We start from the raw sequence: 11,938 nt of genomic DNA, 5'->3' as shown, positions 1-11,938 counted from the left end.
CAAAGCCAAACTTATAAAAGTTCTAGTAGGCAACTGTTAAAAAAACGCGAAGTGCCGATAGCGCCTTTTAGGGAGGCGCAAATGCCGGTTCGGGGCCGCCGGCCTGGGAGGGGCGGGGAAACCCCGTCCGCCATCAATGGATATAACCGAGCCTGATAGCCTTGGCGATCGCCTGGATACGGTTGACGGAATCGAGCTTGATCGTCGCCGAACCGAGATAGGCGTTGACGGTGTGCACGGAAAGCCCGAGCTTGACCGCGATTTCTTCGCTGATACGGCCATCCCCCGCCAGTTGCAGGCAGGCGATTTCCCTCTCGCTCAAGGCTTCGGAGGGTGCCGCCTTGCGCTCGTCCAGCGCCAGCATGTCCACCATGATCTCGCAGCATTTGATGTGCTGCTCGATCACGACCTCATTGTCGAGAACGAGGTTGGTGCCGCAGAAGACGATATAACCGTTGCCGATGGTGCCAAGCCGCACCGGCAGGGCGAGCCCCGCATAGGGCAATGTGTCGTTCTCGATGCGGCGCAGAAGTGCGGGCACATCGGGAAGATCGGCAAAGCCGCCGGCATTCTTGTTGCGCCATATCACCGGCAGAAGCGATGTCTCGATATGATCGAGAAGAATATCGCCGACGGCGCGGATGAACTGCGTGCTCTGTTCTGCGGCATTCATGCCCCAGTTTTCCAGCTCGCAGGTCAACTTCTTCTTGTTCGGGAAACCGGAAGCGGCAGCTTTCGTCACCACGAAATTGCGCGCGCCGACCAGCTTCTGCATGGCGACAAGCTTCGGAAACAGATCCGACCGGCTCGTCACGACAGGGCTGCGGTAAAACATGCCCATTTGACCTGTACCCTCATTGTCTTTCGTCTGTACCATCCGTCCGACCATTATACGAGGTTGTTGCGCACGGCGTAGGCAATTGCCTCCGAGCGGGTTTTTGTCGCGGTTTTCCGCATCACGCTTGTGATGTAATTATTGATCGTATTGCGTGAAATGCCAAGGATCATCGCAATTTCGTCACTTGTCTTGCCTTCCGCGATCCAGAACAGGCACTCAAGCTCACGCTCCGTGAGATCGATATCGCGCACGGTCTTTGCTTCGCTGGCAATGCCGAAACTGACGCAATAACCCGTCAGCAGGGCGATTTCGCGCAGTCTTTCCGGCGAAGGCACCGCTTCTTCGGGAAACAGCAGCAGCAGAGAAAGCCGGATGCGGCCCACGCAGAAGGAGAGCGCCGAATATTGCCGGTCTATGCCGTAGGGAACCGCAACATCATCGGGAAGGAAAAGCAGCCGTGGCTGCAGAAGCGAAAGGCATTTCTCCATTTCGCTTGATCTGTTCTGGCTGTTGGCCAGTTCAAGGCCAAGCCTGCGGACCAGATCAAAAGGCCAGTCGGAGGTGACGATGAATTTCAGTCCGGTTTCTTCGAGAAGATCATCCCGCGCCAGCAGATAATGCGAGGCGCCAGCATAGGTTACGAGCAGATCCAGTGCGCCTGCAACGTTACCGGCAGCAGCCGTGGCTGCGACGTTTTTAGCAAGCTGATCGCGTGGCAAGGGCTTACCCATGCCCTCCATAGGCTTGGCAGACAGCCTGCGGATATCAACATCGACTTTCAATCGCCTACGCCCTCTTGCTCCCAGTGGGAGATTATACCTCGGGATGGAATCATTCCATTCGAGAAGCTTACCAAAATGGGACGGCAAGCCCCCGGAGACCGAATCACTTCATTTTATGGAACGGACTGGGATTTGCCATTACCTGACACCAGCCTTTCCACGTATTTCACTGTTCGTCTATTGCTAAAAAAACATACTGAAAAGCTGTTCAATCCATAAACGGCATTCTCAGCCAATTCCCAGCAAACTGTATCGTTGCTGAATTTTTTGTAAACACTGTCCTAAAACGAGATTGCCACGATGCGCCCGCCAAGGATAGCAAAAAGCCCGAAAACAGAAAAAAGGCCGGGTAAAACCGGCCTTTTTGATATTATGCTGCTTTTTCCACCGCCCATTTGCGCAGGATCTTGGCGGCTCGTTCCTCGCTGATTTCCACCATGCGGGAGAGCCTGCGTTCGGGCCCTTCGCGAACCCGGCGGTTGAATGTGCCCTCGCCATCGCCGCCTGCCAGAAGATCGTCGGTGCTGTCGAAGCCGAAATCCGCCCCGAAACCTTCCATGAGACCACCTGCGCCGGCATCCATGCCGGGAGAGAAGTCCGGCAGTTCCAGACCGGCAGTCTCCTGGCTGAGCTGACCCGCTGCTGCACCGTTGGCGGTAACCGTGCGGACCAGAGGACGCACACCGAGCCAGATGACGAGGAAGGCGACGGCGACGAAGGCGAGCGAGTTGATGATGCCGGCCGAATTGCGGCTCAGCACTTCCATGATGCCCGGCCCGCTTACGGCTTCATCAAGCAGCTGCGTTTCGAGGAAGTCCATAGCGGTGAGCGTCACCATATCGCCGCGATCGGAAGAAATGCCGGCCGCCGAGGTTACGATCTTCTGCATCTCGGCGAGATAGGCGTCGATCTTGGCCTGATCGGCGGGTTCGCCGACCATCTTGGCGATGCGACCCTTGTTGACGACAACCGCGACCGAAATCTTCTCGACGGTATAGCCGTTCTTGACCGTGGCGACCGTCTTGGAATTGATCTCGTAGTTCGTCTGCTCTTCCTTCTTGGCCGACTGGTCGGAAGACTGCGGGCCACTGCCGCCGCCCTGGGGCGCTGCCTGCGGTACGTTCTGCTCCACGGTCGCGGCCGTATCCGGCTGCGTTTCCTGGGATTTCTGGTCTTCCTTCACCGTGCGGATGGAGCGCTCGACGCGTGATTCCGGGTCGTAGACGGTTTCCTGAATCTGGCGGCTGTCGGTATTGAGCTGCGCCGTCACGCTGGAGCGGAAATTGTCCATGCCGAGGAAAGGCGCCAGCGCCTTGTCGATGTTGGTCGTGATTTCCTGCTGAACATTCTGCGCCAGTGTCAGCGAGCGGTTCATGGCGGCGTTGGTGACGTCGTCGCCGGAGGCCAGAAGCTGGCCGGTCGAATCGAGGAGAGTCACATCATCGACCTCGAGGCCGGGAACGGCCGAGGCGACGAGGTGACGGATGGAAGCCGATGCCTTGCGCCCTGCGGTGGCGCTGGCGCGGATCATGACCGATGCGGTGGGCTTCTGTTCGCCACGGCGGAAATTGCCGACGTCAGGCATGACGATATGGACGCGTGCAGCGGCAATGCCGTCAATCTGCTGGATGGAGCGGCTGATTTCGCCCTCAAGGGCGCGAACGCGCGTCACTTCCTGCATGAAGGAGGTCAGGCCGAGAGAACCGACATTGTCGAAAAGCTCATAACCGGCATTGGCGCTGTCCGGCAGGCCGCGCTCGGCCAGAAGCAGCCGTGCCTTGCTGGTGAGCCCAACGGGAACCTGAAGGCTGGAACCATCGGTCCCTACCTGAAAGTCCAGACCCGATTCGGCGAGCGCAATGCTGATCTTGTTGAGGTCGCTTTTTTCAAGCCCCACATAAAGGGTCTCGTAAGCGGGACGGTTCACGTAAAGCGCTGCTGCAAGGATAATGGCCATGGACAAAACGCCCACGCCGCCCAGCATCAAAAGCCGTGTCTGCCCCAGCGCAGCAACATTCTTCAAGACCTGAGGGATTTGATTTAACAGATTCATTCTGTTCCGCACCGTCATTCATAGAGTCCGAGACCTTTTGGCCCCGTAATGACAATAGGGTGCGAAGCTTGCGCGAGCGTTGCCTTTCTCCGCATTCCGCGAAGAGGCAGGCAACGGCGGAAATGCCGCTAGAAGAGGTCGAAGTCGCCGGAGGCCTTGTCGAGCGGCTGGGAATGGCCATGGCGGAAGGCGGCGCCGAGCGCCTTCTGCATTTCCGCAAGCTTGACGAGGCTGAGCGCGGTAGAGACATCCACGATCCAGTCTCCGGGAATGGAGCCGGTGACGGTATCGATGAATTCGGCAAGGCCACGGGTCTTCTGGACGGCAAGGTCGATGCCCTGCAGGAGCTTGACGCCGTCGCTCGACAATTGACCGTTGGTCACTTCAAGCAATTGCGGTTCGATGCGCTCTATAAGGTAGGCGACATCGTGCAATTCCGATACCACGCGCATCAGAACATCCGGCAGGGCTTCTTCGAACGGAGTGGTGGCGGTGTGCTCTGCAAGCTGCATTGGAAACTCCGTGACTAGAAAAATTCGATGTCGTTGGCGACGGGCTTTGGGGCCGGCACCGGACGCGTTTCCAAGGCAACCGTCTTCTGGGTTTCCGCGCCGCTGAGCGGATGCTGACGTGCACGACCGGAGACCGGCCAGAATTCGATCTTGCGGCCGTGTTCCCCGCCCGTGGAGGAGCTTATGACCGGAATACCCTCATCCTTCAGAAACTGCATGGCGAAGATGGCATTCTGCTCGCCGACATTGGAAAAGCTGGCGATCGTCTTCGCGCCGCCGAAAACCTTGGCTTCCAGCCGGTCACGCCGCGCGCCCTGCTTCAGGAGGCCGTTGATCAGGAGCTCCATGAGATGCACGCCGTAACGCGTCGCATCTCCGCCGGTCACATTGCCCGTTCCCGGCAGCAGGAAGTGGTTCATGCCTCCGAGGCCGGCAACGGGGTCTCTCAGACAGGCGGCCACGCACGAACCGAGTATCGTCGTCATGACCACGTCGGGATCGCTGATGACCTTGTACTCGCCCTGAATGATATGTACGCGCTTGGCCGCAGCTTCAATCATTTCAGCGATCCGAAAACCGCCTCGATGGCAGCGCGCATCTTGTCAATCGTGAAGGGCTTGGCCAGCACGTTGTTGGCGCCGAGCTGGGCTGCCTTCTGCACCAGCGCGCGGTCGCCCTGCGCGGTGAGGATGATGAAGGCGGCCTTCTTGGTGGTCGGGTTGGCCCGCACGGCGTGCAGGAAACCGAGACCATCCATCTTCGGCATGTTGAAATCGGAGATGACGAGATGATGGGGCTGCTGCTCCATGATCTTCATTCCCTGCTCGCCGTCGCCGGCGGCGGTGATCTGCTTGAAGCCGAGCTGTGTCAGCGCATCGCTGAGGAGCAGCCGGCTGGTCACCTGATCGTCGACGATCAGAACTTTGATCTTTTCTGCGAGAGACATTAGTCAGCACCTTCTTTGCGGGCAGTGGTTAGTTTCAGGATTTCTTCACCGATGGAGGCCAACGGCAATTGCTGTTCCACCGCGCCAAGCTCATAGGCCACGCGGGGCATGCCATAGACGACACATGTTTTTTCGTTCTGGCCGACGGTGCGCGCACCGGCATGACGCATTTTCAAGAGCCCGGCCGCACCATCGCGGCCCATGCCCGTCAAGATGACGCCGACGGCGTTGCGGCCGGCAAGCTCGGCGACAGAATCGAAGAGCACATCGACCGAGGGGCGATGGCCGTTGACGGGATCGCGCTCGACAAGCCGGCAGCAGGGTGCAGACCGGTTGGCGATCTGCAGATGGCGTTCGCCGCCCGGCGCAAGATAGATCTTGCCGGTCTGCAGGCGCGCGCCATCAGTCGCCTCTTCCACGACGGGGGCGCAGATGCGGTTCAGCCGTTCGGCGAAGCTCTTGGTGAAGGTCGGCGGCATGTGCTGGGTGATGACGGTCGGCGGGCAGTTGGCCGGGAATTTCTGCAGCACGGCGATCAGCGCTTCGACACCACCCGTGGAGGAGCCGATGGCGACGACCTTGCGACCCGCCCGATATTCGCTGACCGGGACCGGCTGCGGCGCGGCAGCGGCTTCCGGGCGCGCAGCGCGGTAAGCGGCATGCTGCGAGCGGGCAGCAGCCTTCACCTTGTCGGCGAGATCGCCGAAGGGGCGTGCATCGCCCGGCGCCGGTTTGCCGACACAGTCGAAAGCGCCGATTTCAAGCGCGGCCAGCGAAGCGTCCGCGCCGCGGTGGGTGAGCGACGAGACCATGATGACCGGCATGGGACGCAGGCGCATGATCTTTTCGAGAAATTCCAGCCCGTTCATTTCCGGCATCTCGATGTCGAGCGTCACGACATCGGGATTGAGCTGCTTGATGGCGGCGCGCGCCTCCATGGCGTTGCCGGCCTGACCGACCACCTCGACTTCGGGATCGGCCTTGAGAACGGCCGAAATCAGGCCGCGCATCGTCGGAGAATCATCGACGACGAGTACCCGTGCGAGTGCGCTCATGCCTTCCTCCCGGATGCGTGACCAATGTAGCGGTAGGTGGTGATGCCCGTATTGTCGAACAGGTTCTTTGCGTCACCGGACACACGTTCGGAATGGCCGATATAAAGATGACCACCTTCCGGCAGCAGCCCGGCGAAACGCGACCAGATGCGCATCTGCGTCGGCTCGTCGAAGTAGATGACGACGTTGCGGCAGAAGATCACGTCGAAATTGCCCTTGAAGGGCCACTGCGTCATCAGGTTCAACTCGTTGAACGTAATGAGGCGCTTGACCTTGTCGTCAATGCGGAACTTGCGGCGACCACCGGCATCGACTTCCGCGAACCATTGCTTGCGCATGGCGGGAGACACGGTTTCGAGCGCGTTGTCGTCATAGACCCCGGCGCGGGCCTGCGCCAAAATCTTCGGGTCGATATCCGTCGCGAGGATTTTGAAATCGTAATCCGCCGCATTCGGAAACATGGCGAGCACGGTGAGCGCAATCGAATAGGGCTCCTGCCCGTCGGAACAGGCCGCCGACCAGATGCGGACGCGCCCGCCGGATTTCGCCCGGGCGATGAGGCCCGGCAGGACGTCATCACGCAGATGTTCGAAATGATGGTTTTCGCGGAAGAAGCGGGTGAAATTCGTCGTCAGGTGCGACAGCATTTCGCGCCGCGCCGGCGCGCCCTCCGGTGAGGATACCAGGGCGCAATATTCGCGGAAGCCTGACAGGCCGAGATTGCGGATATGCTTCGAGAGGCGGGAATAGACCAGCGACGCCTTGGTGTCGTTGAGATAGATGCCCGCATCGGCATAGATCATCGCCGCGATTTCCGACAGGTCGCGTCTCGTCAGCGGATATTCACCGCTGGCAAGGACGTCGTCGGGAGACTGGCGCTGGTCGCTGAAATTAAGTGCTGCCATGGATGATCCGCTTTCAACCTGTCGCCGCAAGCGACATTTCCTGCTTCAGTGGCTGTCCGCGCGAGGCGCTGACGATGGCATCGACATCCAGAATGAGAGCGACGCGCCCGTCACCGAGGATAGTGGCGGCGGCAATGCCCTGAACATGGGTATAGTTCGCCTCCAACGATTTGATGACGACCTGGCGCTGGCCCTGGATCGCATCGACCATCAGGGCACGCTGGCCACCGCCTTCCGATTCCACCAGAAGGGCGACACCTTCGACCGGATCGGCCTGGGTCGGACGGAAGTTCAACACGCGACCGACATCCACCAGCGGGCAGAAGGAGTTGCGGATGGAGATCAGCCGCTGGTTGGCGCCGAAGGAGTGAATGTTCTTTGCTTCCGGCTGCAGGGTTTCCACGATCGCGGTCAGCGGCACCACCAGCGTCTGGCCGGCAACAGTCACCACCATGCCGTCGAGAACGGCAAGCGTCAGCGGCAGGCTCATGGTGAAAGTCGAACCGTGGCCCGGGCGCGAGGAGATGCTGATGCGGCCGCCAAGCGCCTGAATGGAGCGCTTGACCACATCCATGCCCACGCCGCGGCCGGAAATATCGGAAATCTTGTCTGCCGTGGAGAAGCCCGGCGCGAAGATCAGATTGTCGATCTCCTCGTCGGTCAGGTTCGCATCGGCGGCGATCAGATCGTTGTCGATCGCCTTCTGGCGAACACGCTCGCGGTTGATGCCGGCGCCGTCGTCCTGCAGTTCGATCAGGATGCGACCCGAACGGTGCTTGGCCGAAAGCTTGATGGTGCCTTCCGGGTTCTTGCCCGCAGCCTCGCGCTTTTCCGGCGTTTCGATGCCGTGGTCGACGGCATTGCGGATCATGTGCGTCAGGGGTTCGGCCAGCTTGTCGATGACCGTCTTGTCGACTTCTGTGTTTTCACCTTCGGTGATGAGGCGGATCTGCTTGCCGATCATGTCGGCGACTTCGCGGACGATACGCGACATGCGCTGGAACACCGGCTTTACCGGCTGCGCGCGGATCGCCATGACGCTGTCCTGGATTTCGCGCGTCAGCTGCTGCAGCTCGTCGAGGCCCATATTGACGGCCGACGTGCCACTTGCGTCGTTTTCGATGACACTCTGCGACAGCATCGCCTGATTGATGACGAGCTCGCCGACAAGGTTGATCAGGCGGTCGACGCGATCGAGATCGACACGGATGGTCTGGCCGGCGCTGGCATTGGCCGCTGCGTTGGCGTTCGCCTGCGCTGCGGCAGGCGCGGCCGCAGCCTCGCGCTTTTCGATGGCGGCATTGACGCTCTGGGCGATCTGCGTCGTCGCGACGGCCGTTTCGACGGCTGCTGCAGCATAAGACGCTTCCGCCGTAGCGATTTCAACGATGGGCTGCTCTTCCGATCCGCTATCGAGAGCCGAAAGGTCGAACGGCACCGGGATCATCGGAAGCTCTTCATCGCCGCCTGCGACGGCCGAAACATCAGGCACGATTTCCAGATCGCAATCCCATTCGGCAAATTCGAAGACGCTGCGGATACCCTCTTCGCCCTTGTCGGTCGCGATCGAAACCGTCCAGGAGAGATAGGATGCTTCAGGATCGAGCTTGTCGAGCGAAGGCAGCTCCGACATGTCGCAATTGATGCTCATCTCGCCGATGCGCGAGAGATCGCGCAGCAGAAGTGCCGCCTCGTTGCCCTTCGAATAAAGCGACGCATGCGGCTTGAAGGTGATCTGGAAGGACGGCACTTCCATCAGCGGCGTGGTTTCGTCGGCAAAGTCCGTAAAAGAGAACGGGATCGGCTCAAAGCCGCTCTCATCCGTCGGCTTGGCCTTCACGGGTTCCGGTGCCTTTACGGCGACGGGAGCCGGCGCGGATGCCGGAACGGCTTCGCCGTTTGCCAGCGCTTCCAGTTCCTTCACGAGGCCACGGGTGCGGCTTTCATCGACGCTGCCGCCGTCTCTTGCCGCATTGGTCAGGTCCGCCAGCACGTCGGCGGAGCGCAGCATGACTTTCAGAACATCCTGGGTCGGCTCCAGCTTGTTGGAGCGGACGCAGTCGAGGGTCGTTTCAAAAACGTGGGCGAAAGCCACGAGATCATCGAGACCGAAGGCACCAGCCCCGCCCTTGATGGAATGAACGGCACGGAAAACGGCGTTGACGGTTTCCGGATCACGGTCGCCGTCATTCAATTTAAGAAGCCCCGATTCCAGTTCGGCGAGCTGCTCCTCGCATTCCTGGAAAAAGATTTCCTTGATTTCGTTCATATCCATCGTGAAATGTCCCGTATCAGGCGGTTACGCGTTCAATGGCATCGATGAGTTTTGCAGGGTCGAACGGCTTGACGATCCAGCCGGTCGCACCGGCCTGACGGGCGCGGTTCTTCTTTTCTGCATCGCTTTCAGTCGTCAGAACGAGGATCGGGATCGCCCGGTACTTTTCGTTGCGACGCACACCCTCGATGAAGCCGAAACCATCGAGACGGGGCATGTTGATATCAGTCACGATGACATCGGGGTTGCTCTGCTCGAGCACTTCGAGGCCCTCGATGCCGTCTTCGGCCTGAATGGTTTCGAAACCGGCATTGTTAAGCGTGACCAGGAGCATGTTCCTGATCGTCCGGGAATCATCCACGGTAAGAACTTTTTTCTTCACTTTTGCATCTCCTTGGGGAGCAAATGGTCAATATCGACGCCTATCAGTTTCATGGTCTTGTCGAATGCATCGGACACCCTGGCAAAACCGAAGGGCTTGCCATCCTCCTCCCAGGACTTCGCGCCGGCCATGAGGACCTGGGCGCAAAGTGCACCGATACGCTCCACCTCGGACGCGTCGACCGACAACGGTGCTCCTCTCAGCGTCATCAGCTTGCCGTGCAGGGCCGATGCTTCGTTGAGATCCAGCACCGGTGACAGTTTCAGCGTCGCCTCAGCTGCTTTTCTGGCTGCCATTACATGACTCCTTGGCGTCTGAATTGTTGGTAATCCTGGCCGTAATCCGTGCGGTTATCCGCACGGGCCATAAATGAAGTGTCCTGCCGGTCCGCACCGGACGCCGCCTTCGCCTGCCCCTGACGGGCAATGCGGAATTCGCGGATGGTGCGGCCGAGTTCCAGAATGACGGTTTGAAGCGCGTCGCCCTCGGAGGCGCTCGCACTGATATCGACGGCATTCCGGTCCGCCTGCCGTTGCTGCCCGCCAATATCGGCGGCAACCGATTGCAGTTCGCCGGCCTGCTCGGCCGTATGCCGGGAGACTTCCGCGATCATGTCGTTGATGCCTGAAACCTGCCGGACGACGCCGCCGATTGCGTCCTGTGTGCGGTTGACCATGCGCACGCCGCCCTCAACCTGCGTCTTCGTGGTGCCGACGAGGCTCTTGATCTCTCTTGCCGCATCTGCAGACCGCTGGGCGAGCGCCCGGACTTCCTGCGCGACGACGGCGAAACCACGGCCGCTATCACCCGCGCGCGCCGCCTCGATGCCGGCATTGAGGGCCAGAAGATTTGTCTGAAAAGCAATCTCGTCAATCGTGCCGATGATCCTGCCGATCTGTTCGGCGGATTGTTCGATGTCCGACATGGCGTCGATCGCCTCGCCGATCGCCCGGCCGCTTTCGACAGCCGCATCGCGGGCGCTGGAAACCGCCTTTTCCGTCGCCGCTATGCGGGCGCCGTTTTCGGCAACGTTACCGATCATCGCCTGGATCGCACGGGAGGTCTCGGCAAGGGCTTCGGCCTGCTGGCGGGAACGCTCCGCGATGGAGCGGCCCATATCGGCAAACCGCGCGCCGAGCACCTCAGCCTCGCCGATGTTGTTTTGCGCCGCGATCAGCGATGCGCCGATCGTTTCCAGAGCCGTATTGAAGGAAGCCGCAACGTCGCGATAGGCTTCAGGTACATCGCCGCCGATGCGGGCCTGCAAATCGCCTGCAGCAAAGGCCGTCAATGCGGTGCCCAGCAACGTCGCCGCTTCCGAGCGGTCACTGTCCCGCTGCTCGGCCAGCTCCCGGCCATGGCGCAGGCGCAATTCGTTAAAACGCAGCGAGACGGCGATTTCGGTGTCGACCATCACCAGACGGACGACGTTCTTCACGGCTTCCGCCAGTTCACGGGTTTTCTTGCGGTTGCCGGGCAGGATGGAGCGTGGCGCATGTTCGGCCACCAGTCCGCCGACAAGATGTTCCAGAACCACCGCGTGGCTGGCGATCTGCCAGCGCGGATCAAGCCCCATGCGGCTGGAATTATCGGAGAGAACCTTCACCCGCTCGGCATAAAGCGCATCGAAACGCGCATCCGTCAAAACGCTCCAGTGCGAGGATTGCAGATCGTGCAGTCGGTCGAGCTGATTTTCGCTTTCGAAGGACGGGGAACAGTCCGGCATGGACTGGAAACGGGTCATCACGTCCCGCAGGCCGGCCTTGACGTAAGGCTCCAGCATGCTGCGATAGCTGCGCAGGAAATCGGATTGCGTCTCATCGAGGCCGGCAAAACGCAACCGTCCCGCCAGGCTTCCGCCTGCCGACCTGCGCGCTTGATCTGATGGCAAGTCCTGCCCCAACCGACGTCCCCAATAACATGACGGCCGGTAAAACCCGGCCAAATTGGCCAAGGTTCAGAACGCCAGCACCCTTAAGGGGATTTTTGAACGAACATACCCATCGCGGACGATGCGGCATCGACGCTTGCCTGACCTTCTTGAACCAAGAAACGAAAATACCGGATCGGCACCGGTACGGCAGTGCGGCGTCATGCCTGGAAGGGGAGAGACCCCATTCCGCCGTGGAAATACCATCAATCTTTATGGTTAATTCCTTGCTTGAAAGTTAAGAAACACAGGCGGCAGCG

Annotated in this window: 12 protein-coding genes; all 12 read right to left on the bottom strand. The window is 60.1% G+C overall.

What is annotated here, in order from left to right; translation table 11 throughout:
- Nucleotides 1-133: 133 nt before the first annotated feature.
- Nucleotides 134-835, bottom strand: coding sequence for a transcriptional regulator VisR (gene visR, locus QRN60_RS02050; RefSeq protein WP_034496317.1), 702 nt, complete (start codon nt 833-835; stop codon nt 134-136).
- A gap of 53 nt (nt 836-888) precedes the next feature.
- A complete protein-coding gene (gene visN / locus QRN60_RS02045; RefSeq protein WP_003503463.1) occupies nt 889-1,620 on the bottom strand; it encodes a transcriptional regulator VisN in 732 nt (243 codons plus the stop codon).
- A 370-nt stretch (nt 1,621-1,990) separates the two neighbouring features.
- A complete protein-coding gene (fliF, locus tag QRN60_RS02040) occupies nt 1,991-3,673 on the bottom strand; it encodes a flagellar basal-body MS-ring/collar protein FliF (RefSeq protein ID WP_003503464.1) in 1,683 nt (560 codons plus the stop codon).
- Between the two features lie 128 nt (nt 3,674-3,801).
- On the bottom strand, nt 3,802-4,185 hold the full coding sequence (gene cheT, locus QRN60_RS02035) for a chemotaxis protein CheT (protein ID WP_003503465.1): 384 nt from the start codon (nt 4,183-4,185) through the stop codon (nt 3,802-3,804).
- 14 nt (nt 4,186-4,199) lie between these two features.
- Nucleotides 4,200-4,745 carry a chemoreceptor glutamine deamidase CheD gene (cheD, locus tag QRN60_RS02030; protein WP_003503466.1) on the bottom strand — a complete coding sequence of 182 codons (546 nt, stop codon included), beginning with the start codon at nt 4,743-4,745 and terminating at the stop codon, nt 4,200-4,202.
- Nucleotides 4,742-5,131, bottom strand: a complete 390-nt coding sequence (cheY2, locus tag QRN60_RS02025; protein WP_003503467.1) for a chemotaxis response regulator CheY2 — start codon at nt 5,129-5,131, stop codon at nt 4,742-4,744. The genes cheD and cheY2 overlap by 4 nt, the downstream gene beginning before the upstream one ends.
- Complete coding sequence (gene cheB, locus QRN60_RS02020) at nt 5,131-6,186, bottom strand: protein-glutamate O-methylesterase CheB (RefSeq protein ID WP_003522763.1); 1,056 nt, start codon at nt 6,184-6,186, stop codon at nt 5,131-5,133. The genes cheY2 and cheB overlap by 1 nt, the downstream gene beginning before the upstream one ends.
- Nucleotides 6,183-7,091, bottom strand: a complete 909-nt coding sequence (gene cheR / locus QRN60_RS02015) for a protein-glutamate O-methyltransferase CheR (protein ID WP_003503478.1) — start codon at nt 7,089-7,091, stop codon at nt 6,183-6,185. Before cheR ends, cheB begins: the two co-directional genes overlap by 4 nt.
- 13 nt (nt 7,092-7,104) lie before the next feature.
- Nucleotides 7,105-9,366 (bottom strand): chemotaxis protein CheA, encoded by a 2,262-nt coding sequence (locus QRN60_RS02010; protein ID WP_111781315.1) that lies wholly within the window; start codon nt 9,364-9,366, stop codon nt 7,105-7,107.
- A gap of 16 nt (nt 9,367-9,382) precedes the next feature.
- The gene (gene cheY1 / locus QRN60_RS02005) at nt 9,383-9,748 is read right to left on the bottom strand and encodes a chemotaxis response regulator CheY1 (RefSeq protein ID WP_003493773.1); all 366 of its coding nucleotides are present in this window, start codon (nt 9,746-9,748) and stop codon (nt 9,383-9,385) included.
- Nucleotides 9,745-10,044, bottom strand: coding sequence for an STAS domain-containing protein (locus QRN60_RS02000; RefSeq protein ID WP_003503483.1), 300 nt, complete (start codon nt 10,042-10,044; stop codon nt 9,745-9,747). Before QRN60_RS02000 ends, cheY1 begins: the two co-directional genes overlap by 4 nt.
- Nucleotides 10,044-11,639 carry a globin-coupled sensor protein gene (locus QRN60_RS01995; RefSeq protein WP_223568231.1) on the bottom strand — a complete coding sequence of 532 codons (1,596 nt, stop codon included), beginning with the start codon at nt 11,637-11,639 and terminating at the stop codon, nt 10,044-10,046. Before QRN60_RS01995 ends, QRN60_RS02000 begins: the two co-directional genes overlap by 1 nt.
- Between the last annotated feature and the right edge of the window lie 299 nt (nt 11,640-11,938).

The organism is Agrobacterium sp. CFBP2214, assembly GCF_030209895.1.
Taxonomy (GTDB): domain Bacteria; phylum Pseudomonadota; class Alphaproteobacteria; order Rhizobiales; family Rhizobiaceae; genus Agrobacterium; species Agrobacterium radiobacter.
This window is presented reverse-complemented; position numbering and strand designations above follow the sequence as displayed.

Excerpts from the sequence above, each read along its gene's own strand:
- visR (WP_034496317.1), bottom strand. The coding sequence starts at position 835 with ATGTTTTACCGCAGCCCTGTCGTGACGAGCCGGTCGGATCTGTTTCCG.
- fliF (WP_003503464.1), bottom strand. The coding sequence starts at position 3,673 with ATGAATCTGTTAAATCAAATCCCTCAGGTCTTGAAGAATGTTGCTGCG.
- cheT (WP_003503465.1), bottom strand. The coding sequence starts at position 4,185 with ATGCAGCTTGCAGAGCACACCGCCACCACTCCGTTCGAAGAAGCCCTG.
- cheD (WP_003503466.1), bottom strand. The coding sequence starts at position 4,745 with ATGATTGAAGCTGCGGCCAAGCGCGTACATATCATTCAGGGCGAGTAC.
- cheY2 (WP_003503467.1), bottom strand. The coding sequence starts at position 5,131 with ATGTCTCTCGCAGAAAAGATCAAAGTTCTGATCGTCGACGATCAGGTG.
- cheB (WP_003522763.1), bottom strand. The coding sequence starts at position 6,186 with ATGAGCGCACTCGCACGGGTACTCGTCGTCGATGATTCTCCGACGATG.
- cheR (WP_003503478.1), bottom strand. The coding sequence starts at position 7,091 with ATGGCAGCACTTAATTTCAGCGACCAGCGCCAGTCTCCCGACGACGTC.
- QRN60_RS02010 (WP_111781315.1), bottom strand. The coding sequence starts at position 9,366 with ATGGATATGAACGAAATCAAGGAAATCTTTTTCCAGGAATGCGAGGAG.
- QRN60_RS02000 (WP_003503483.1), bottom strand. The coding sequence starts at position 10,044 with ATGGCAGCCAGAAAAGCAGCTGAGGCGACGCTGAAACTGTCACCGGTG.